Annotated in this window: 21 protein-coding genes and 1 tRNA gene; all 22 read left to right on the forward strand. The window is 62.8% G+C overall.

Annotation, left to right across the window (positions count from 1 at the left end; genetic code table 11):
* Nucleotides 1-15 precede the first annotated feature (15 nt).
* The 22 genes from MMB74_RS17880 to MMB74_RS17985 all read left to right on the forward strand — a co-directional run bounded on the left by MMB74_RS17880 (nt 16) and on the right by MMB74_RS17985 (nt 20,943).
* A complete protein-coding gene (locus tag MMB74_RS17880) occupies nt 16-1,032 on the forward strand; it encodes an NAD(P)H-quinone oxidoreductase (RefSeq protein WP_277429991.1) in 1,017 nt (338 codons plus the stop codon).
* A gap of 217 nt (nt 1,033-1,249) precedes the next feature.
* Nucleotides 1,250-2,641: an FAD-binding oxidoreductase gene (locus MMB74_RS17885; RefSeq protein ID WP_277429992.1), complete on the forward strand. Its 1,392-nt coding sequence runs from the start codon at nt 1,250-1,252 to the stop codon at nt 2,639-2,641.
* A 54-nt stretch (nt 2,642-2,695) separates the two neighbouring features.
* Nucleotides 2,696-2,908, forward strand: coding sequence for a DUF1059 domain-containing protein (locus tag MMB74_RS17890; RefSeq protein ID WP_277429993.1), 213 nt, complete (start codon nt 2,696-2,698; stop codon nt 2,906-2,908).
* A 305-nt stretch (nt 2,909-3,213) separates the two neighbouring features.
* Complete coding sequence (gene tpiA / locus MMB74_RS17895) at nt 3,214-3,993, forward strand: triose-phosphate isomerase (protein ID WP_277429994.1); 780 nt, start codon at nt 3,214-3,216, stop codon at nt 3,991-3,993.
* Between the two features lie 76 nt (nt 3,994-4,069).
* The gene (gene secG / locus MMB74_RS17900; protein ID WP_277429995.1) at nt 4,070-4,441 is read left to right on the forward strand and encodes a preprotein translocase subunit SecG; all 372 of its coding nucleotides are present in this window, start codon (nt 4,070-4,072) and stop codon (nt 4,439-4,441) included.
* A 115-nt stretch (nt 4,442-4,556) separates the two neighbouring features.
* Nucleotides 4,557-4,641, forward strand: a tRNA-Leu gene (locus MMB74_RS17905).
* Between the two features lie 171 nt (nt 4,642-4,812).
* The gene (locus MMB74_RS17910) at nt 4,813-5,172 is read left to right on the forward strand and encodes an NADH-quinone oxidoreductase subunit A (RefSeq protein ID WP_277429996.1); all 360 of its coding nucleotides are present in this window, start codon (nt 4,813-4,815) and stop codon (nt 5,170-5,172) included.
* 65 nt (nt 5,173-5,237) lie between these two features.
* On the forward strand, nt 5,238-5,717 hold the full coding sequence (locus MMB74_RS17915) for an NADH-quinone oxidoreductase subunit B (protein ID WP_006052903.1): 480 nt from the start codon (nt 5,238-5,240) through the stop codon (nt 5,715-5,717).
* A 20-nt stretch (nt 5,718-5,737) separates the two neighbouring features.
* Nucleotides 5,738-6,340 (forward strand): NADH-quinone oxidoreductase subunit C, encoded by a 603-nt coding sequence (locus MMB74_RS17920; RefSeq protein WP_277429997.1) that lies wholly within the window; start codon nt 5,738-5,740, stop codon nt 6,338-6,340.
* A gap of 9 nt (nt 6,341-6,349) precedes the next feature.
* The gene (locus MMB74_RS17925) at nt 6,350-7,603 is read left to right on the forward strand and encodes an NADH-quinone oxidoreductase subunit D (protein ID WP_277429998.1); all 1,254 of its coding nucleotides are present in this window, start codon (nt 6,350-6,352) and stop codon (nt 7,601-7,603) included.
* Nucleotides 7,604-7,725: 122 nt separating this feature from the next.
* The gene (gene nuoE / locus MMB74_RS17930; RefSeq protein WP_277429999.1) at nt 7,726-8,211 is read left to right on the forward strand and encodes an NADH-quinone oxidoreductase subunit NuoE; all 486 of its coding nucleotides are present in this window, start codon (nt 7,726-7,728) and stop codon (nt 8,209-8,211) included.
* Nucleotides 8,208-9,536, forward strand: coding sequence for an NADH-quinone oxidoreductase subunit NuoF (gene nuoF / locus MMB74_RS17935; protein ID WP_277430000.1), 1,329 nt, complete (start codon nt 8,208-8,210; stop codon nt 9,534-9,536). The genes nuoE and nuoF overlap by 4 nt, the downstream gene beginning before the upstream one ends.
* Before the next feature lie 133 nt (nt 9,537-9,669).
* Complete coding sequence (gene nuoG, locus MMB74_RS17940; protein WP_277430001.1) at nt 9,670-11,994, forward strand: NADH-quinone oxidoreductase subunit NuoG; 2,325 nt, start codon at nt 9,670-9,672, stop codon at nt 11,992-11,994.
* The gene (gene nuoH, locus MMB74_RS17945; protein WP_277430002.1) at nt 11,994-13,058 is read left to right on the forward strand and encodes an NADH-quinone oxidoreductase subunit NuoH; all 1,065 of its coding nucleotides are present in this window, start codon (nt 11,994-11,996) and stop codon (nt 13,056-13,058) included. The genes nuoG and nuoH overlap by 1 nt, the downstream gene beginning before the upstream one ends.
* Before the next feature lie 12 nt (nt 13,059-13,070).
* Entirely contained in the window at nt 13,071-13,559 is a 489-nt protein-coding gene (gene nuoI, locus MMB74_RS17950) for an NADH-quinone oxidoreductase subunit NuoI (protein WP_277430003.1), read from the forward strand.
* 132 nt (nt 13,560-13,691) lie between these two features.
* On the forward strand, nt 13,692-14,384 hold the full coding sequence (locus MMB74_RS17955) for an NADH-quinone oxidoreductase subunit J (protein ID WP_277430004.1): 693 nt from the start codon (nt 13,692-13,694) through the stop codon (nt 14,382-14,384).
* 17 nt (nt 14,385-14,401) lie between these two features.
* The gene (gene nuoK, locus MMB74_RS17960) at nt 14,402-14,707 is read left to right on the forward strand and encodes an NADH-quinone oxidoreductase subunit NuoK (RefSeq protein WP_277430005.1); all 306 of its coding nucleotides are present in this window, start codon (nt 14,402-14,404) and stop codon (nt 14,705-14,707) included.
* Nucleotides 14,708-14,724: 17 nt separating this feature from the next.
* Nucleotides 14,725-16,794, forward strand: coding sequence for an NADH-quinone oxidoreductase subunit L (gene nuoL / locus MMB74_RS17965; protein WP_277430006.1), 2,070 nt, complete (start codon nt 14,725-14,727; stop codon nt 16,792-16,794).
* Between the two features lie 15 nt (nt 16,795-16,809).
* On the forward strand, nt 16,810-18,300 hold the full coding sequence (locus MMB74_RS17970; RefSeq protein WP_277430007.1) for an NADH-quinone oxidoreductase subunit M: 1,491 nt from the start codon (nt 16,810-16,812) through the stop codon (nt 18,298-18,300).
* A 25-nt stretch (nt 18,301-18,325) separates the two neighbouring features.
* Nucleotides 18,326-19,804, forward strand: a complete 1,479-nt coding sequence (nuoN, locus tag MMB74_RS17975; RefSeq protein WP_277430008.1) for an NADH-quinone oxidoreductase subunit NuoN — start codon at nt 18,326-18,328, stop codon at nt 19,802-19,804.
* A 126-nt stretch (nt 19,805-19,930) separates the two neighbouring features.
* Nucleotides 19,931-20,227: a DUF2818 family protein gene (locus MMB74_RS17980; protein ID WP_277430009.1), complete on the forward strand. Its 297-nt coding sequence runs from the start codon at nt 19,931-19,933 to the stop codon at nt 20,225-20,227.
* 68 nt (nt 20,228-20,295) lie between these two features.
* Nucleotides 20,296-20,943 (forward strand): NUDIX hydrolase, encoded by a 648-nt coding sequence (locus tag MMB74_RS17985; RefSeq protein ID WP_277430010.1) that lies wholly within the window; start codon nt 20,296-20,298, stop codon nt 20,941-20,943.
* Nucleotides 20,944-20,954: the final 11 nt, after the last annotated feature.

Below are 20,954 nucleotides of genomic sequence, written 5' to 3' on the forward strand. Positions count from 1 at the left end.
TGCCCCGGAGGCAATGTGAAAGCGATCGAAATTACCGAGTTCGGCGGACCCGAAGTGCTGGCGCTGGCCGAACGGCCCATGCCGGCGCCCGGCACCGGCGAGGTGCTCGTCAAGGTGTCGGCCTCGGGCGTGAATCGCCCCGACGTATTTCAGCGCAAGGGCGCCTATGCGCCGCCGCCGGGCGTATCCGACTTGCCTGGGCTCGAAGTGGCGGGCGAAATCGTGGGCGGCAGCCTCGACGGCAAACACAACCCCTTCGGGCTGAAACTGGGCGATCGGGTGTGCGCGCTCGTCGCGGGCGGCGGCTATGCGCAATTCGTCAATGTCCCGCTCGCGCAATGTTTGCCGGTTCCGCGCGGCTTGACCGACGTCGAGGCGGCCGCGTTGCCGGAAACCTTCTTCACCGTCTGGAGCAATGTCTTCGATCGCGCGCAACTGGGTGCGGGCGAAGGCGGCGCGAACGAGACGCTACTCGTGCAGGGCGGCTCTAGCGGCATCGGCGTCGCTGCGATTCAGATCGCTCACGCTTTGTGCTTTCGCGTATTCGCGACCGCGGGCACGGCCGAGAAATGCAAGGCATGCGAAGCGCTCGGCGCCGAACGTGCGATCAACTACAAGTCGGAAGACTTCGTCGAAGTGGTGAAGTCGCTCACGAACGATCGCGGCGTTGACGTCATCCTCGATATGGTGGCAGGCGGCTATGTGCCGCGCGAACTGTCGGCGCTCGCCGATGGCGGCCGGCTCGTCATCATCGCGTTGCTGGGCGGCGCGAAGGCGGAAGTGAACCTGAGCGACGTGCTGCGACGGCGCCTGACGATCACGGGCTCGACGCTGCGCCCGCGCTCGATCGACTTCAAGGCGAAGATTGCCGCGCAACTGAAAGAGCGCGTATGGCCGCTCGTCGAGGACGGCCGGATCAAGCCGATCGTCTATCGCGTGTTGCCTGCCGGCCAAGCCGCGCAGGCGCATGCGCTGATGGAAAGCGGCGAGCACATCGGCAAGATCGTGCTCGATTGGAGCGGCGAGGCGTAATGACGCGCCGTTGGGAAGGGCGACTCGCTTCCCCTGCACGAACAATGCCTTGGCGCCATCGTTGCGGCATATGAGGGGGCCTTCCCGCCATATCGATAATTGTCCTTTGGGCTGAGCCGAACACGCACTATTACTGGGTTACGTGACAATCTTTCATGGTGCTTTCAATGCTATGACGGATGGTTCAACGTATCGTCCAACCAGCGCGGAGGCTCCCGTGGCCAATTTGACCAACGATGCGGTACAAGGCTTGAGGGCTGCCGTCCGGGGCGGCGTATTGCAGGAAGGAGACGCCGGGTACGACCTGTCGCGTCGCATCTGGAATGCGACAATCGATCGCCGGCCGGCGCTCATCGTGCGCTGCGCCGGTGTCGCCGACGTGCGCCGCGCCGTCGGATTCGCGCGCGAAAACAGTCTATTGTTAGCTGTGCGTGGCGGCGGTCACAACATCGCGGGCAGCGCTGTCTGCGACGGCGGCCTCGTGATCGATTTGTCGCCGATGAAGTCGGTGCGGATCGATCCCCTCGCGTGCAGAGCCTATGTCGAACCGGGCGCGACGCTCGGCGATTTCGATCATGAAGCTCAGGCATTCGGCCTTGCTACGCCGCTCGGCATCAACTCGACGACGGGCGTCGCAGGCCTGACCCTCGGCGGCGGTTTCGGCTGGCTCAGCCGCAAATACGGTATGACGGTCGACAACCTGATGTCGGCCGACGTGGTCACCGCCGACGGCGCGCTCGTCCATACTGACGCGACGCACGAGGCGCCGCTGTTCTGGGCGATCCGCGGGGGCGGGGGTAATTTTGGCGTCGTGACGATGTTCGAATTCGAACTGCACCCGGTTGGCCCCGAAGTCTACGGCGGGCTGTTCGTGCTGCCGCTCGAGCAGGCGTCCGACGCCCTGCGCAAATATGACGCAGCAGCCGCGGCGATGTCCGACGATGTCTCGGTTTGGGCCGTGATGCGGCTTGCACCCCCGCTGCCTTTTCTGCCGTCCGAGGTTCATGGCACGCCGGTCATCGTCTTTGCGCTCTGCTATACGGGACCCGTCGAGCAGGGCGAGCGTGCAACCGAGTTCCTGCACGGCTTGGGCACGCCCTGCGGCGCGCACCTCGGCGCCATGCCTTATACCGCCTGGCAACAGGCGTTCGATCCCTTGCTTGCGCCGGGGGCGCGCAACTATTGGAAATCGCACAACTTCGCGAATCTTCCGCAAGGATTGATCGATGTGGCGATGGATACGATGACGCGTTTGCCTTCACCCGAGTGCGAGGTCTTTTTCGGGCAGATCGGCGCCGCCACCGCTCGCGTGCCCTCGGACGCCACCGCGTACTGCAGTCGCGACGCGAACTACGTGATGAACGTTCATGCGCGTTGGGACGACCCGGGTGACGACACCCGGTGCATCGAATGGGCTCGCGCGTTCTTCGAAGCCGCGGCGCCGTTTGCGCTCGGCAGCGTCTACGTCAACTTTCTCACGCAGGAGGAGGGTGCGCGGGTGGGCGCGGCATATGGCGCGAACTACGCGCGTCTCGTCGCGGCCAAGACGCGCTACGACCCGGGCAACCTGTTCCGCCACAACCAGAACATCCAGCCGTCGCCGGTTTGACGCACTTCGCGCCAGCCCCGGCCGGTCCTTTCCGTTCGAACGAGGAGCGATGCCATGACCCGCAAATACATCGATTGCCGGGAGTTTCCGAGCGAAATGAATTGCACCGTCGCGATGTCCGCGGACAGCGAGCGGGAACTGATCGAGGCAGCCGTGCAGCATGCCGTCAGCGTTCATCATCACGTCGATTCGCCGGAGCTGCGCTCGCAGTTGGCGACACTGTTTCACGACGGCACGCCCCCGGTCGCATCGCCACGCGCGAAGTGAGCGTTTGCTCCCCTGCAGATCGACCGCCGCATGTCCCACCGCTCGGCGCGACGCCCGCGCCGACGCTTCCCGTACCGGCCCCCTCGCCGCCGCTGCGCGCGCAGTTTGACCGGTTCAGCCAAGGCACAGTAAAATTGAGCGTTTTGCGTTCGCCTTCGCGCGATCGCTTGGCAGGTGCTTGGCGCGGGGCTGCCGGATCGTGCGCGGTACCCGCGGCTTCGCGGCCAGGTCGATGCGATGTGGCGCAATCTGGTCGCGCGGCACGGCGGCCTGGCCGGCGGCGAGACACAATACACGGGCAAGACATGTCGAAACAGCGAGTGAAGTGGGTGGTCGGCAATTGGAAGATGCACGGGCGTCTGGCGGATAACGCCGCGCTCTTGCAGTCGGTTGCCGAAGGGGTGGGTGCGATGGCCGATGCCGTGCGCATCGGCGTTTGCGTGCCTACGCCTTATCTCGCGCAAGTGCAGTCGCAACTCGCGGGCAAGCCGCTCGCGTGGGGCGTGCAAGACATTTCCACCTACACGCACGGCGCCTATACCGGTGAGGTCGCGGCCGAGATGGCGGTCGAATTCGGTGCCACGCTCGCCATCGTCGGTCATTCGGAGCGCCGCGCCTATCATGCGGAAGGCTCCGAGCTCGTCGCGGCGAAAGCGCGGCGCGCGCTCGAGGCCGGCCTCACGCCGATCGTCTGTATCGGCGAAACGCTGGACGAGCGCGAGGCGGGCACGACGGAAGCGGTCGTGGGCGGGCAGCTCGACGCCGTGCTGAACCTGTTGTCGGTGCAAGAGGCGGCGCGCATCATCGTCGCCTACGAGCCCGTCTGGGCCATCGGCACGGGGCGCAGCGCGACGGCCCGGCAAGCACAAGAGGTGCATGCGTTCCTGCGCGCGCGCCTGATGCAAAAAGATGCGGCGCTCGCCGGCGTGGCGCTGTTGTACGGCGGCAGCGTCAAACCCGAGAACGCCCAGGAACTGTTCGCGCAAGCGGATATCGACGGCGGCCTCATCGGCGGCGCGTCGCTCAAGAGTCAAGATTTCCTCGCGATTTGCGCGGCGGCGAAAGCGGCGAGCCAAGCTGGCTGAACGTCGAGCGCAACGCGCGAAGCGGTGTTCCGGGCAAACCGCGCGGGGCGCTGAAACCTCAAATTAGGTGAGTCAGATGCTGTTTTTGAAAACGTTGATCATCGTCGTGCAGCTGTTGTCGGCACTAGGCATCATCGGCCTCGTGCTGTTGCAGCATGGCAAGGGCGCAGACATGGGTGCGGCATTCGGTAGCGGAGCCTCCGGTAGCCTGTTCGGCGCCACCGGTTCGGCAAACTTTCTATCGCGCACGACCGCGGTTCTCGCAGCAATTTTCTTTGCCACGACGCTGACGCTGACCTACCTCGGCTCGTACAAGTCCAAGCCGTCGGCGGGTCTGCTCGGCGCGGCGTCCGCGCCGGTCGCATCGGCCGTGGTGGCGGCTTCCGCGCCAACGGCGTCGGCGCCCGCCGCGGCTGCTGCACCGTCGAGCAACGCCGTTCCGAAGTAAGAAATTTCGCATCAAGTCGCATTTGTGCGTTGAACAATTCTAGGGAACACGTTAGAATTTAAGTCTTGAAGCGATTCGCGGGTTTCGATAAGTTGTGTCCCGGATTGCAGTTAGTGCCGACGTGGTGAAATTGGTAGACACGCTATCTTGAGGGGGTAGTGGCGAAAGCTGTGCGAGTTCGAGTCTCGCCGTCGGCACCAAAGTTATCCAATGCCAGCCGCTTGCTTCGCTTCGGCTGGCATTGTCACTTCTGGGGTCATGCTTACGTCTTCCATGCGGTGTACCTTGCGAAGACGAGTAGGACGAAGTGATTGTCTGTAGGGGTGGGACCGATCCCTACGGTACTCAGAACCAACCGAAAGAGGATAGTCTTGAACCTCGCAGCCTACTTCCCCGTATTGCTCTTCCTTCTTGTGGGCGCCGGTTTAGGCATTGCACTTGTCACTATAGGCAAGGTCCTCGCCCCCAGCCGCCCCGACAATCAAAAGAATTCGCCGTACGAGTGCGGCTTCGAGGCATTCGAAGACGCGCGCATGAAGTTCGACGTGCGCTACTACCTCGTCGCAATCCTGTTCATCATTTTCGATCTCGAGACCGCGTTCCTGTTTCCGTGGGGCGTCGCCCTGCGTGACATCGGCTGGCTCGGCTTCATGGCGATGATGATTTTCCTGCTCGAACTCTTGCTCGGTTTCGCCTACATCTGGCGCAAGGGCGGGCTCGAGTGGGAGTGATGGATTAATCGCCGGTTTCTCGCGGGCGCTGCGAAGCTCGCCGTCCCGTCTGGAGTACACAGCAAATGAGTATCGAAGGGGTCTTGAAGGAAGGGTTTGTCACCACGACGGCTGACAAGCTGATCAACTGGACGCGCACGGGTTCGCTCTGGCCCATGACGTTCGGGCTCGCCTGCTGCGCGGTCGAGATGATGCACGCTGGCGCGGCCCGCTACGACCTCGACCGGTTCGGGGTCGTATTCCGTCCTAGCCCGCGTCAGTCCGACGTCATGATCGTGGCCGGCACGCTCTGCAACAAGATGGCGCCCGCGCTGCGCAAGGTGTACGACCAAATGGCCGAGCCGCGCTGGGTGATCTCGATGGGATCCTGCGCGAATGGCGGCGGCTACTACCACTACTCGTATTCGGTGGTGCGCGGCTGCGATCGCATCGTTCCGGTCGACGTCTATGTGCCCGGCTGCCCGCCGACGGCCGAGGCGCTCGTCTATGGCGTGATCCAGCTGCAGGCGAAGATTCGCCGCACCAACACCATCGCCCGTCAATAAGCGCAAGCTTCCCCCACAATATGGCAAGCAAACTCGAGACTCTCAAAGCGAACCTCGAGGCGGCCTTTGGCGGCCGTCTGACGAGCATCACCGAATCGATCGGCGAGCTGACCATCGTCGTGAAGGCGGGTGACTACCTCGATGTCGCCAAGCGCTTGCGCGACGATCGCGCGCTCGGCTTCGAGCAGCTGATCGATCTGGCCGGCATCGACTATCAAACCTACGGCGACGGCGCTTACGACGGTCCGCGCTTCGCCGCCGTCTTGCATCTGTTGTCGGTGTCGAACAATTGGCGCGTGCGCGTGCGCGTATTCGCACCCGATGACGACCTGCCGCTCGTGCCGTCCGTCGTCGACATCTGGAATTCGGCCAATTGGTACGAGCGCGAAGCGTTCGACCTGTACGGCATCGTGTTCGATGGCCACCCCGACTTGCGTCGCCTCCTGACCGATTACGGCTTCATCGGTCACCCGTTCCGCAAGGATTTCCCGGTATCGGGCTATGTCGAAATGCGCTACGACCCGGAAGAGAAGCGCGTCGTATACCAGCCGGTGACGATCGAGCCGCGCGAAATCACGCCGCGCGTGATTCGCGAGGATCGCTACGGCGGTCTGAAACACTAAGAGGTCGCCATGGCAGAGATCAAGAACTACACGCTCAACTTCGGCCCGCAGCACCCGGCAGCGCACGGCGTGCTGCGCCTCGTGCTCGAGCTCGACGGCGAAGTGATCCAACGCGCCGATCCGCATATCGGCCTGTTGCATCGTGCGACGGAAAAGCTCGCCGAGAACAAGACGTACATTCAGTCGGTGCCGTACATGGACCGTCTCGACTACGTGTCGATGATGGTCAACGAGCACGGCTACGTGCTTGCCATCGAGAAGCTGCTCGGCATCGACGTGCCGATTCGCGCGAAATACATCCGGGTGCTGTTCGACGAAATCACGCGCGTGCTGAACCACTTGATGTGGATCGGCGCGCACGCGCTCGACGTCGGTGCGATGGCGGTGTTCCTGTACGCCTTCCGCGAGCGCGAGGATCTCATGGACGTCTACGAGGCGGTGTCGGGTGCACGGATGCACGCGGCCTACTACCGCCCGGGCGGCGTCTATCGCGATCTGCCCGACGCCATGCCGCAATACAAGGCGTCGAAGATTCGCAATGCGAAGGCGCTCGAAAGGATGAACGAAGCGCGGCAAGGGTCGCTGCTCGACTTCATCGACGATTTCTTCACGCGCTTCCCGGGCTGTGTCGACGAGTACGAAACGCTGCTCACCGATAACCGGATCTGGAAGCAGCGTTTGGTCGGCATCGGCGTCGTCAGCCCCGAGCGCGCATTCCAGCTCGGATTGACCGGCGCGATGCTGCGCGGGTCCGGGGTGGAGTGGGATTTGCGCAAGAAGCAGCCGTACGAGGTGTACGATCAGCTCGATTTCGACATCCCCGTCGGCGTGAACGGCGATTGCTACGACCGCTACCTCGTGCGCGTCGAGGAAATGCGCCAGTCCACCCGCATCGCCAAGCAGTGCATCGAGTGGCTGCGCAAGAACCCGGGACCGGTGATGATCGATAACCACAAGGTCGCACCGCCCTCGCGCGTGGGCATGAAGTCGAACATGGAAGAGCTGATTCACCACTTCAAGCTCTTCACGGAAGGGTTTCACGTGCCGGAAGGCGAGGCGTATGCCGCGGTCGAGCATCCGAAGGGCGAATTCGGCATCTACTTGGTGTCGGACGGCGCGAACAAGCCGTATCGCCTCAAGATTCGCGCGCCCGGTTATGCCCACCTGGCCGCGCTCGACGAGATGGCGCGCGGTCACATGATCGCGGATGCCGTCACCATCATCGGTACGCAGGACATCGTGTTCGGCGAAATCGACCGGTAAGCGCCGCACGGCGCGTAGCAGGCGAGGGGCGAAGCCTCCCGCCAGCCGCGCCGGGTCTGCCGCAACGAGCAAAGGCGGCAGGTTTTCGTTCGGTAGGAATTGAAAGAGTTCGTGTTCTCAAAATGATCTCAGCTGAAGGCCTGAAAGAAATCGATCGCGCGGTGGCGAAGTATCCCGCCGATCAGAAACAGTCCGCCGTGATGTCGGCGTTGGCCGTCGCTCAAGAGGAGCACGGCTGGCTGTCGCCCGAACTGATGCAGTTCGTGGCCGATTACCTGGGCATGCCGGCCGTCGCCGTGCAGGAGGTCGCGACCTTCTACACGATGTACGAGACCTCGCCCGTCGGTAAGCACAAGATCACGCTCTGCACGAACCTGCCGTGCCAGCTCGGGCCGCACGGCGGCGCCGAGGCCACGGCCGATTATTTGAAACAGAAGCTCGGCATCGACTTCGGTGAAACGACGCCCGACGGCAAGTTCACGCTCAAGGAAGGCGAATGCTTCGGCTCGTGCGGCGACGCACCGGTGCTGCTCGTGAACAATCACCGCATGTGCAGCTTCATGAGCCGCGAGAAGATCGACGCTTTGCTCGAGGAGCTTTCGAAATGACGTCTCTGCACGACCGTCACATCAAACCGCTGATTCTCGCGGGCCTCACTGGCGAGAATTGGCATCTCGACGATTACGTCGCGCGCGGCGGCTACAAGCAGCTGCGACGGATTCTCGAAGAGAAGATCCCGCCCGAGCAAGTGATTGCTGACGTGAAAGCATCGGGCTTGCGCGGCCGCGGTGGCGCGGGCTTTCCGACGGGCTTGAAGTGGAGCTTCATGCCGCGTCAGTTTCCGGGGCAGAAGTACCTCGTCTGCAACTCGGACGAAGGCGAACCGGGCACGTTCAAGGATCGCGACATCCTGCGCTGGAACCCGCATTCGCTCATCGAAGGGATGGCGATCGGCGCGTATGCGATGGGCATCACGGTCGGCTACAACTACATCCACGGCGAGATTTTCGAAGTCTACAAGCGCTTCGAAGAGGCGCTCGACGAGGCGCGCCGCGCAGGCTACCTCGGCAATGACATCCTGGGCTCGGGTTTCTCGTTCGAGCTCTACGCGCATCACGGCTACGGCGCCTATATTTGCGGCGAAGAAACCGCGCTGCTCGAATCGCTCGAAGGCAAGAAAGGCCAGCCGCGCTTCAAGCCGCCGTTCCCGGCGAGCTTCGGGGTCTACGGCAAGCCCACGACGATCAACAATACCGAGACGTTCGCGGCGGTTCCGTTCCTGCTCGAAATCGGTCCGCAGGCGTACCTCGAACTCGGCAAGCCGAACAACGGCGGCACCAAGATCTTCTCGGTGTCGGGTGACGTCGAGCGTCCGGGCAACTATGAAATCCCGCTTGGCACGCCGTTCTCCACGTTGATGGAATTGGCCGGCGGCGTGCGCGGCGGCAAGAAGCTCAAGGCCGTCATTCCGGGCGGCTCGTCCGCGCCCGTGGTGCCGGGCGAGCTCATGATGCAGACCGACATGGACTACGATTCGATCGCGAAGGCCGGTTCGATGCTCGGCTCGGGCGCGGTGATCGTCATGGACGAAACGCGCTGCATGGTGCGCTCGCTGCTGCGTCTGTCGTACTTCTACTACGAAGAGTCGTGCGGGCAATGCACGCCGTGCCGCGAGGGCACCGGCTGGCTCTATCGCGTCGTCAATCGCATCGAGCATGGACAGGGCCGCAAGGAAGATCTCGACCTGCTCAACTCGGTGGCCGAGAACATCATGGGCCGCACGATTTGCGCACTTGGCGATGCGGCGGCGATGCCCGTGCGCGGCATGCTCAAGCACTACTGGGACGAATTCGAATATCACGTCGAGCACAAGCGTTGCCTGGTCGGCGGCCACGCGAGTGTCCCGAGCGCTGCCGACGCGGCGATCGCCTAGCGGCTGCGCCGTGAGCGTAACGGCGCGCTGCACGGAATCATCGCTTCATTCCAACCGCCCGCCGAAGGACCTTCGGCGGGCGGTTCAGCGAGCAAAAGATTGAGCGGTAATAGGTTAAGGACCATTCACCATCATGGTTGAACTTGAAATAGACGGGAAGAAGGTCGAGGTGCCCGAAGGCAGCATGGTCATCCAGGCTGCGCATAAGGTCGACACGTACATTCCTCACTTCTGCTATCACAAGAAGCTTTCGATCGCGGCCAACTGCCGTATGTGCCTCGTCGAAGTCGAGAAGATGCCCAAGGCCGTGCCCGCTTGCGCGACGCCCGTGTCGGCCGGCATGGTCGTGCGCACGACGTCCGAGAAGGCCGTCAAGGCGCAGCAGTCGGTGATGGAATTCCTGCTCATCAATCACCCGCTCGATTGCCCGATTTGCGACCAAGGCGGTGAGTGCCAGTTGCAGGACTTGGCCGTCGGCTACGGCAAGTCGGCCTCGCGCTACACGGAAGAAAAGCGCGTCGTGTTCCACAAGAACGTCGGCCCGCTCATCTCCATGGAAGAAATGACGCGCTGCATTCACTGCACGCGCTGCGTTCGCTTCGGTCAAGAGATTGCCGGCGTCATGGAGCTCGGCATGCTCGGCCGTGGCGAGCATTCGGAGATCACGACGTTCGTCGGCAAGACCGTCGATTCCGAACTGTCGGGCAACATGATCGATCTGTGCCCGGTCGGCGCGCTCACGAGCAAGCCCTTCCGCTACAGCGCCCGCACGTGGGAGCTCTCGCGCCGCCAGTCGGTCAGCCCGCACGATTCGGTCGGCGCCAATCTCGTCGTGCAAAGCAAGAACAACCGCGTCATGCGCGTGCTGCCGCTCGAGAACGAAGCCATCAACGAGTGCTGGATCTCCGATAAGGACCGCTTCTCGTACGAAGGGCTGAAAAGCGAAGCGCGCTTGACGCAGCCGATGATCAAGCAAGGCGGCGAGTGGATCGAAGCCGATTGGCAGACCGCGCTCGAATACGTGGCCAAGAGCCTGAAAGGCGTGGCCGCCGATCACGGCGCGAATGCGCTCGCCATGCTGGGCAGCGCGCATAGCACGGTCGAGGAATTGTTCCTGCTCAAGCAGCTGGCGCAAGCGCTCGGCACGGCTAACGTCGACTTCCGTCTGCGTCAGTCCGATTTCTCCGGCGCAAGCGCCGGCGCGCCGTGGCTCGGCATGCAGCTCGCCGATCTCTCGACGCTCGATAGCGCGTTCGTCATCGGCTCGTTCCTGCGTCGCGATCATCCGCTCATGGCCGCGCGTCTGCGCCAAGCCGCGCGTAGCGGCGCCAAGCTGCATCTGCTGCACGCAACGGGCGACAACTCGCTGATCCCGACCGCGAAGACGATCGTCGCCGCACCGTCGGCCTGGGTCGACACGCTGGCCGGCATCGCCGCTGCCGTCGCGCAAGCGCACAACGTCGCGTTGCCGCAGGGCGCCGCGGGCGTGGAGGCCACGGCTGCGGCGCAAGAGATCGCCGCCTCGCTTGCGAGCGGCGAGAAGCGCGCCGTGTTGATCGGCAACAGCGCCGTGCAGCATCCCGAGTTTTCGCGCATTCATGCGCTGGCCCAGTGGATCGCCGAACAAACGGGCGCGACGCTCGGCTTCCTCACGGAAGCGGCGAACACCGTCGGTGCGCATCTGGTCGGCGCGCTGCCTGGCGCGCAGGGCTTGAACGCGCGCCAAGCGTTCGACGAGCCGCGCAAGGGCTATGTGCTGCTCAACTTCGAACCGGAATTCGATACGGCCAACCCCGCGCAGGCGCTTGCCGCGCTGCGCCAGGCCGAGACGGTCGTCGTGATGTCGCCGTTCAAGACGGGCCTCGACTACGCCGACGTGTTGCTGCCGATCTCGCCGTTCACGGAAACGGCCGGCGCGTTCGTCAATGCGCAAGGCACGTTGCAGGCGTTTAGCGGCGTTGTGCGCCCGCTCGGCGAAACGCGTCCGGGGTGGAAGGTGCTGCGCGTGCTCGGCAACGTGCTCGGCTTGCCCGGTTTCGAGTACGACTCCGTCGAAGACGTGCGCGCCGCGGCGTTGCCGCAAGGCGTCGATGCATCGCGCTTGAACAACCGCACCGACGCGGCGCTCTCGCGCGGCGCGCAAGCCGCCGGCGCGCTCGAGCGCATTGCCGATGTGCCGATCTATCACGCCGATGCGCTCGTGCGCCGCGCGCCGTCGCTGCATCTGACCGCTGCGAGCCGCACGGGCGAGGTCATCGGCCTCTCGGCCGCGTTGTTCGACAAGTTGGGACTTACGGAAGGCGATGCGGTGCGCGTGCGCCAGGGCGATCGTTCCGTGCAAGCCGGCGCGACGCGCGATGCGCTGCTCGCGGAAACGGCGGTGCGCGTATCGGCCGGCACGACGCTTGGCGCTGCGCTCGGCGCTCTGTTCGGTGAACTCGTGGTGGAGAAGGCGTAATGAGCTTGTTCGATACGATCAACGCAGGGGGCGCGCAGGCGCTCGGTGCGGCTTGGCCCACGGTGTGGGCGCTCGTGCGCATCCTCGTCGTTTCCGTCGCGATTCTGCTGTGCGTGGCGTACCTGATTCTCTGGGAACGTAAGCTCATCGGCTGGATGCACGTGCGTCTCGGGCCGAACCGCGTCGGCCCCGCAGGCTTGTTGCAGCCGATCGCCGACGTGCTCAAGCTGTTGCTCAAAGAAGTGATTCAGCCGACGGCGGCGAACCGTTGGCTTTATCTGATCGCCCCGATCATGACGGTGGTGCCCGCGTTCGCGGTCTGGGCCGTGATCCCGTTCCAAGCGCAAGCCGTGCTCGGCAACATCAACGCGGGCCTGCTCTACGTCATCGCGATTTCGTCGATCGGCGTGTACGGCGTGATTCTGGCAGGCTGGGCCTCCAACTCGAAGTACGCGTTCCTCGGCGCCATGCGCGCCGCCGCGCAGATGGTCTCGTACGAAGTGTCGATGGGTTTCGCGCTCGTCGTCGTGCTGATGACCTCGGGCAGCTTGAATCTGTCGGATATCGTCGGCTCGCAAATGCGCGGCTTCTTTGCCTCGCATGGCGTCACGTTCCTCTCGTGGAACTGGCTGCCGCTGTTGCCCGTGTTCGTCGTCTATTTCATCTCGGGCATCGCCGAAACGAACCGCCACCCGTTCGACGTGGTGGAAGGGGAGTCCGAAATCGTCGCGGGCCACATGATCGATTACTCGGGGATGGCGTTCGCGCTGTTCTTCCTCGCCGAGTACATCAACATGATCGTGATTTCGGCGCTGGCGGCCACGCTGTTCCTCGGCGGCTGGAGCGCGCCGTTCGGCTTCCTGTCGTTCATTCCTGGCATCTTCTGGCTCATGCTGAAGGTGTTCCTTCTGTTGTCGGTGTTCATCTGGGCCCGCGCGACGTTCCCGCGCTATCGCTATGACCAGATCATGCGCCTCGGCTGGAAGGTATTCCTGCCCGTGTGCATCGTCTGGGTGATCGTGGTCGGCTTCTGGATCATGTCGCCGCTGAACATCTGGAAATAAAGGGCGAGCGAAATGAATGTCATCCAAAATTTCTTCAAGACGTTTTTCCTGACCGAACTGCTCAAGGGGCTGGCGCTGACGGGCCGTTACACGTTCCGCCGCAAGTTCACGGTGCAGTTCCCCGAGGAAAAGACGCCGCTCTCGCCGCGTTTTCGCGGCCTGCATGCGCTGCGCCGGTACGAAAACGGCGAAGAGCGCTGCATCGCCTGCAAGCTGTGCGAAGCGGTGTGCCCGGCGCTTGCCATCACGATCGAGTCGGAAGTGCGCGCGGACAACACGCGCCGCACGACGCGCTACGACATCGACCTGACCAAGTGCATCTTCTGCGGTTTCTGCGAGGAAAGCTGCCCCGTCGATTCGATCGTCGAGACGAGCATCCTCGAGTACCACGGCGAAAAGCGCGGCGACTTGTACTTCACCAAGGACATGTTGCTCGCGGTGGGCGACCGCTACGAGGCCGAGATCGCGGCGTCGAAAGCGGCCGACGCGCCGTATCGTTGACAAGCATTGACGCAGTTGCATTTGCTCGACGCGTTGTTGGGGTGACGCGGTGGTTTCTCCGCCGCGGTGAGAAGCGGTGTGCCGCTTGCGACCACTACGCCTAATTGATGAGCTAACGATGAACCGGTAATCATGGAATTCACGACCGTACTGTTTTACATCTTCGCGCTGCTCCTGACCGTGTCGGCGTTGAAGGTGATCACGTCGCGCAACCCGGTGGGGTCGGCGCTCTTTCTCGTGCTCGCGTTCTTCAACGCGGCGGCGATCTGGATGCTGCTCGAAGCCGAATTCCTCGCGATCCTGCTGGTCTTGCTCTATGTGGGCGCGGTGATGGTGCTGTTCCTGTTCGTCGTGATGATGCTCGACATCAACCTCGACGTGCTGCGCAAAGACTTCAAGCGCTTCGTGCCGATGGCCACGATCGTCGGCGCGATCATCATCGTCGAGACGGCGCTGATCCTCTGGCACGGCTACGGCGCGACCAGCACGCCGGTGCGCGATGCGGCGGCCGCGGCTGCTGGCGCAAGCGCGATGCCGAACACGTACTTGATCGGCAAGGTGATCTACACCGATTACGTGTTCGCCTTCGAAGTGGCGGGGCTCGTGTTGCTCGTCGCGATCATCGCGGCGATCGCGCTGACCGCGCGCAAGGGCAAGGACAGCAAGCGCCAGCGCGTGTCTGACCAAGTGAAGGTGCGCGCGCAAGATCGCGTGCGCATCGTGAAGATGCAGGCCGAGAAGGCGACGCTGCCGGCTACCGCCGAAGGCGCCGCCGGCGAGCCGAACGCCAATGTTGGCGCAGGCAGCGTCGATAGCAACCGTTGAGCATCGAGGAGAAAAATATGGTGACTCTGGCTCATTACCTCGTGCTCGGCGCGATCTTGTTTGCGATCGGCGTCGTCGGCATTTTCCTGAATCGTCGTAACGTCATCATCATCCTGATGGCGATCGAACTGATCTTGCTCGCGGTGAACACGAACTTCGTCGCGTTCTCGCACTACCTTGGCGACATACACGGGCAGATCTTCGTGTTCTTCGTGTTGACGGTGGCCGCAGCCGAAGCGGCGATCGGTCTCGCGATTCTCGTGACTCTGTTCCGTACCCTCGACACGATCAACGTCGAGGATCTCGATCAGCTCAAAGGTTAAATTCAGGCACTGCGGTTATGTCCACGACACTCAATGAAAACCTGCTGCTGGCGGTTCCGCTCGCACCGCTCGCCGGCTCGCTGATTGCAGGTCTTGGCGGGAAGCTGGTAGGGCGCAAGGGTAGCCACCGGGTCACGATCCTCGGCGTGCTGATCTCGTTCATTCTGTCGGCGATGGTGTTCGCCGACGTGCTGCACGGCGCGAGCTATAACGCGACCGTCTATGAATGGATGAGGGTCGGCGCGCTCAAGCTCGAAGTCGGCTTCCTCGTCGATTCGCTCACGGCGATGATGATGTGCGTCGTCACCTTCGTGTCGCTGATGGTTCACATCTACACGATCGGCTACATGGCCGACGACGACGGCTACGAGCGCTTCTTCTCGTACATCTCGCTGTTCACGTTCTCGATGCTGATGCTCGTCATGAGCAACAACTTCCTGCAGCTGTTCTTCGGCTGGGAAGCGGTGGGTCTCGTGTCGTATCTGTTGATCGGCTTTTACTTCACTCGTGAAAGCGCGATCTACGCGAACATGAAGGCGTTCCTCGTGAACCGCGTCGGCGATTTCGGCTTCCTGCTCGGCATCGGTCTCATCCTCGCCTACGCAGGTTCGATGAACTACGGCGAAGTGTTCGCCAAGCGCGAGGCGCTCGCGGCGCTCACGTTCCCGGGCACGCAGTGGGGCTTGCTGACGGTCGCCTGCATTTGCTTGTTCATCGGCGCGATGGGTAAGTCGGCGCAATTCCCGCTGCATGTCTGGCTGCCCGATTCGATGGAAGGCCCGACGCCTATCTCCGCGTTGATTCACGCGGCGACGATGGTGACGGCCGGTATCTTCATGGTCTCGCGCATGTCGCCGCTGTTCGAGCTGTCCGATACGGCACTCTCGTTCATCATGGTGATCGGCGCGATTACGGCGCTGTTCATGGGCTTTCTCGGCATCGTCCAGAACGACATCAAGCGCGTGGTCGCGTACTCGACGCTCTCGCAGCTCGGCTACATGACGGTGGCGCTGGGCGCCTCGGCGTATTCGATCTCGGTGTTCCACTTGATGACCCACGCGTTCTTCAAAGCGTTGCTGTTCCTCGGCGCGGGTTCGGTCATCATCGGCATGCACCACGATCAAGACATGCGCAACATGGGCGGTCTGCGCAAATACATGCCGATCACGTGGATCACGTCGCTCGTCGGTTCGCTTGCGTTGATCGGCACGCCGTTCTTCGCCGGCTTCTATTCGAAAGACTCGATCATCGATGCCGTCGGCCTCTCGCACCTGCCGGGCTCGGGCTTCGCATACTTTGCCGTGGTCGCGAGCGTGTTCGTGACGGCGCTGTATTCGTTCCGTATGTACTTCATGGTGTTCCACGGCGAAGAGCGTTTCCGTCATCCGAAGGATTTCGGCAACGGCCACGGCGCGGAATCGGCCGCGCACAGCGGCAATCATCATGACGACGGCCATGGTCATGGTCACGACGATCACGGTCATGCGCACGAACCGCACGAAACGCCGTGGGTCGTTTGGGTGCCGCTGGTTTTGCTCGCGATCCCCTCGGTGATCATCGGCGCCATCGCAATCGGCCCCATGATCTACGGCAATTTCTTCACGCACGGCGTGGCGTTCGAGAAGGTCATCTTCGTCGGCGAGAACCACGGCGCGATCGAAGAAATGGCCAAGGAATTCCATGGCTGGCTGCCGATGGCGCTGCATTCGGTGCAGTCGCTGCCCCTGTGGCTCGCCATTGCGGGCGTCGTGACGGCGTGGTTCCTGTATCTGGTTCGCCCGGACCTGCCGGCGGTGATTCGTCGCGCGGCCGGCCCGATCTACACGCTGCTCGAGAACAAGTACTACATGGACAAGATCAACGAAGTCGTCTTCGCACGCGGTGCGGTGGCCATCGGCCGCGGCCTGTGGAAAGAAGGCGACGTCGTGGTCATCGACGGTCTCGTCAACGGCAGCGCACGCTTCATCGGTTGGTTCGCCAGCGTGATTCGCTTCCTGCAATCCGGTTACATCTACCACTACGCGTTCGCCATGATTATCGGCATGCTGGGGCTCCTTACCCTGTTTGTAACGCTCGGCGGCAAATAAGGCGGGGGACACTTAATGCACTCTTTTCCGATTCTTAGTACCGCGATCTGGCTGCCGATCGTTTTCGGCTTGGCCGTTCTCGCCGTCGGTTCCGATAAGAACCCTGGACCCGCGCGCTGGCTCGCGCTGATCGGCTCGATTCTCGGGCTGCTCGTGACGTTGCCGCTCATCAGCGGCTTCGACACAACGAGCGCCGCGCTGCAGTTCGTCGAGCAGGCGAACTGGATCGAGCGCTTCCATATCACGTACCACCTCGGCGTCGACGGCATCTCGATGTGGTTCGTCGTGTTGACGGCCTTGATCACGGTGATCGTCGTGATCGCCGGCTGGGAAGTCATCACCGAACACGTGTCGCAATACATGGCGGCCTTCTTGATCCTCTCGGGGATCATGGTCGGCGTGTTCTCGGCTGCCGACGGTCTGCTGTTCTACGTGTTCTTCGAAGCGACGCTGATCCCGATGTACCTGATCATCGGCGTGTGGGGCGGACCGAACCGGATCTACGCCGCGTTCAAGTTCTTCCTCTATACGCTGGCCGGTTCTCTGCTGATGCTGGTCGCGCTGATTTACCTCTACGTCCAGACGGGCACGTTCGATCTGGCCGCATGGCAAAGCGCGAAGATCGCGATGACGCCGCAGGTGTTGCTGTTCATCGCCTTCTTCCTCGCGTTCGCCGTCAAGGTGCCGATGTGGCCGGTGCACACGTGGTTGCCCGATGCGCACGTGGAAGCGCCGACGGGCGGCTCGGTGGTGCTGGCCGCGATCATGCTCAAGCTCGGCGCGTACGGTTTCCTGCGCTTCTCGCTGCCGATCGCACCGGACGCCAGCCACACGCTTGCGCCGGTGATCATCACGCTGTCGCTGATCGCCGTCATCTACATCGGTCTCGTGGCGATGGTGCAGGCCGACATGAAGAAGCTCGTCGCGTATTCGTCGATCGCGCACATGGGCTTCGTCACGTTGGGCTTTTTCATCTTCAATCAGCTCGGCGTCGAAGGCGCGATCGTGCAGATGATCTCGCACGGCTTCGTCTCGGGCGCGATGTTCCTTTGCATCGGCGTGCTCTATGACCGCATGCACTCGCGCCAGATTGCCGATTACGGCGGCGTCGTGAACGTCATGCCCAAGTTCGCCGCGCTCGTGATGCTGTTCTCGATGGCCAACTGCGGCTTGCCGGGCACGTCCGGGTTCGTCGGCGAATTCATGGTGATTCTGGCCGCGGTTCAGTTCAACTTCTGGATTGCGTTCGGCGCTGCATTCACGCTGATTCTCGGCGCGGCCTACACGCTGTGGATGTACAAGCGCGTGTACTTCGGCGCGGTGACGAACGACCACGTGAAGGCGCTCAAGGACATCAACGGCCGCGAGTATTTGATTCTCGGCGTGCTCGCATTTTTCACGCTGTTCATGGGCCTGTATCCGAAGCCTTTCACCGATGTGATGCACGTCTCCGTGGAAAACCTCCTCTCCCACGTCGCGCAGTCGAAGCTGCCGGTGTCACAGTAACGCCGAGCGGAGGAACGAAAAGATCATGCAAAACGCCCCTATGTCTCTCTTGTTGCCCGATGGGCTGCTGATGGTGGCCACGGTCCTCGCGTGGCTGAACGAAACGTTCGTCGGCGATTCGGGCCGGCGCCTGACGTACCTGATCGCGGTGCTGTCCTCGCTCGTCGCGGGCGTCTGGTTCGTCACGCTCGTGTTCGATCCGCAGCCGCATTACTTCTTCTCGCACATGTACGTCGTCGACGGCTTTGCGAGCGCGATGAAGGCGGTCGTGTCGCTCGGCTACGCGGTGACGATGATCTATTCGCGCAAGTATCTGGACGAGCGCAACCTGTTCCGCGGGGATTACTTCCTGCTCGGCATGTTCGCGCTGCTCGGCCAGCTCGTGATGATCTCCGGCAGCAACTTCCTCACGCTGTATCTGGGCCTCGAGCTGATGTCGCTCTCGCTGTATGCGGCCATTGCGCTGCGTCGCGACGCGCCGCAGTCGAACGAAGCGGCGATGAAGTACTACGTGCTCGGCGCGCTCGCTTCCGGCTTCCTGCTCTATGGCATGTCGATGCTCTACGGCGCGACGGGCTCGCTCGATCTGAACGAAGTGCTCAAGGCCGTCGCCTCCGGGCACATCAACAACGTCGTGCTGCTGTTCGGCGTGATCTTCATCGTGGCAGGCGTGGCGTTCAAGATGGGCGCGGTGCCGTTCCACATGTGGGTGCCCGATGTCTATCACGGCGCACCGACGGCCATGACGCTGCTCGTCGGCGGCGGCCCGAAGGTCGCGGCGTTTGCCTGGGGCTTGCGCCTGCTCGTCATGGGCGTGCTGCCGCTCGCGGGCGATTGGCAGCAGATGTTGACGATTTTGGCGGCGCTGTCGCTGATCGTCGGCAACATCACCGGTATCGTGCAGCGCAACGTCAAGCGTATGCTCGCTTATTCGGCGATCTCGAACATGGGCTTCGTGCTGCTCGGCTTGCTCTCGGGCGTGGTCGACGGCAAGGCCGAAGGCATGGCGAGCGCCTACAGCTCCGCGATGTTCTATAGCATCATTTATCTGCTGACGACGCTGGGCTCGTTCGGCATCGTCATGCTGCTCGCGCGCCGCGACTTCGAGGCCGATACGCTCGACGATTTCAAGGGCTTGAACAAGCGCAGCCCCGTGTTCGCGTTCGTCATGATGGCGATGATGTTCTCGCTGGCCGGCATTCCGCCGACGGTGGGTTTCTACGCGAAGCTCGCCGTGCTCGAAGCCACCGTCAACGCGGGCCTGACCTGGCTTGCCGTGCTGGCCGTGATCACGTCGCTGTTCGGTGCGTTCTACTATCTGCGCATCGTCAAGCTGATGTACTTCGACGCGCCGCAAGACACGTCGCCGATCGCGAGCGATGCGTCGGGCCGATGGCTTCTCGTGCTCAACGGCATCGCCGTCGTGGCGCTCGGCATCGTGCCGGGGCCGCTGATGACGCTCTGCTTGAACGCCGTGACGCATACGCTGCCCGTCGCGCTGTGATGAAGTCTTCGTGCCTGCTGGCAGCGGCTGTCGGCTGGAACGGGCGCTCGATCGCTTGCTCCGGCCGCCCGCATGGTAGCGTCCGGCGCGGGCGCGCGGGCCTTGCTTGCGACGTGGAGGCCTGAAATGTCCGCAGCCGGTTGGTTCATCGTGTTGTTGGCGTTCGTCGGCGCCAATCTGCCGTTTCTCAATCAGCGGTTGTTCGCCGTGGCGCCGCTACCCGCCGCGAAAAAGAACGCGTGGATTCGTATCGCCGAATTGATCGTGTTGTATTTCGCCGTCGGCCTGATCGGCTTTTACCTCGAAGCGCGCGCCGGCAACCGGTTCGAGCAAGGCTGGCAGTTCTACGCGATCACGTTCTGCTTGTTCGTGGTGTTCGCGTTTCCCGGTTTTGCGTTTCAATATCTCGTCAAGCGTCGCTGACGGCCCCATCGGCCACGGCTGCCGGGGGGCGTCACGTCGCGGCGTGACCCTATCCTAGGAGCGCTCAGATGGCACAACCGTCCGATCCCAATCATCCGCATCACCATGCGTCGCTGAGAGAAACGCGCATCGACGGCGAGTCCGTCTATGACGGCGGGTTCCTCAAAGTCAAGCGCGATACGGTGCGCCTGCCCGACGGCAAGCAAACGAAACGCGAGTACGTCTTGCATTCGGGCGCCGTCATGGTCATTCCCTTGTTCGACGACGGCCGCGTGTTGCTCGAGCGGCAGTATCGCTATCCGATCTGCCAGGTGATGACCGAGTTTCCGGCGGGCAAGCTCGACCCGAACGAGGGTGCGCTCGCCTGTGCGGAACGCGAACTGCGCGAGGAAACGGGGTATTCGGCGCGCGAATACACCTTCCTGACGCGTATTCATCCGATTATTTCGTATTCGACCGAATTCATCGACATCTTCCTCGCTCGCGGCCTGACGGCAGGCGAGCGCAAGCTCGACGACGGCGAATTCCTCGAGGTCTTCACGGCGGACGTGGCGCAGGTGGGCGAGTGGATTCGCACGGGCGAGATCACGGACGTCAAGACGATCATCGGCCACTTCTGGCTCGAGAAAGTGTTGTCGGGGGCATGGCAGCCGGAGCGCACGGAGCCACCGTTTCCGCCGGTGCCAGGCGCTGCCGATCGCGTCGAAGGCGAGTAGAATCGCACGGC

This window comes from Trinickia sp. Y13 (assembly GCF_029522115.1).
In the GTDB taxonomy this organism is placed as follows: domain Bacteria; phylum Pseudomonadota; class Gammaproteobacteria; order Burkholderiales; family Burkholderiaceae; genus Trinickia.

Coding starts and splice junctions, on each gene's coding strand:
- MMB74_RS17980 (WP_277430009.1), top strand. CDS start 19,931: ATGTCCGCAGCCGGTTGGTTCATCGTGTTGTTGGCGTTCGTCGGCGCC.
- MMB74_RS17915 (WP_006052903.1), top strand. CDS start 5,238: ATGAGTATCGAAGGGGTCTTGAAGGAAGGGTTTGTCACCACGACGGCT.
- nuoE (WP_277429999.1), top strand. CDS start 7,726: ATGATCTCAGCTGAAGGCCTGAAAGAAATCGATCGCGCGGTGGCGAAG.
- MMB74_RS17925 (WP_277429998.1), top strand. CDS start 6,350: ATGGCAGAGATCAAGAACTACACGCTCAACTTCGGCCCGCAGCACCCG.
- nuoI (WP_277430003.1), top strand. CDS start 13,071: ATGAATGTCATCCAAAATTTCTTCAAGACGTTTTTCCTGACCGAACTG.
- secG (WP_277429995.1), top strand. CDS start 4,070: ATGCTGTTTTTGAAAACGTTGATCATCGTCGTGCAGCTGTTGTCGGCA.
- nuoN (WP_277430008.1), top strand. CDS start 18,326: ATGCAAAACGCCCCTATGTCTCTCTTGTTGCCCGATGGGCTGCTGATG.
- nuoK (WP_277430005.1), top strand. CDS start 14,402: ATGGTGACTCTGGCTCATTACCTCGTGCTCGGCGCGATCTTGTTTGCG.
- nuoH (WP_277430002.1), top strand. CDS start 11,994: ATGAGCTTGTTCGATACGATCAACGCAGGGGGCGCGCAGGCGCTCGGT.
- MMB74_RS17890 (WP_277429993.1), top strand. CDS start 2,696: ATGACCCGCAAATACATCGATTGCCGGGAGTTTCCGAGCGAAATGAAT.
- MMB74_RS17970 (WP_277430007.1), top strand. CDS start 16,810: ATGCACTCTTTTCCGATTCTTAGTACCGCGATCTGGCTGCCGATCGTT.
- nuoL (WP_277430006.1), top strand. CDS start 14,725: ATGTCCACGACACTCAATGAAAACCTGCTGCTGGCGGTTCCGCTCGCA.
- nuoF (WP_277430000.1), top strand. CDS start 8,208: ATGACGTCTCTGCACGACCGTCACATCAAACCGCTGATTCTCGCGGGC.
- tpiA (WP_277429994.1), top strand. CDS start 3,214: ATGTCGAAACAGCGAGTGAAGTGGGTGGTCGGCAATTGGAAGATGCAC.
- MMB74_RS17920 (WP_277429997.1), top strand. CDS start 5,738: ATGGCAAGCAAACTCGAGACTCTCAAAGCGAACCTCGAGGCGGCCTTT.
- MMB74_RS17985 (WP_277430010.1), top strand. CDS start 20,296: ATGGCACAACCGTCCGATCCCAATCATCCGCATCACCATGCGTCGCTG.
- nuoG (WP_277430001.1), top strand. CDS start 9,670: ATGGTTGAACTTGAAATAGACGGGAAGAAGGTCGAGGTGCCCGAAGGC.
- MMB74_RS17955 (WP_277430004.1), top strand. CDS start 13,692: ATGGAATTCACGACCGTACTGTTTTACATCTTCGCGCTGCTCCTGACC.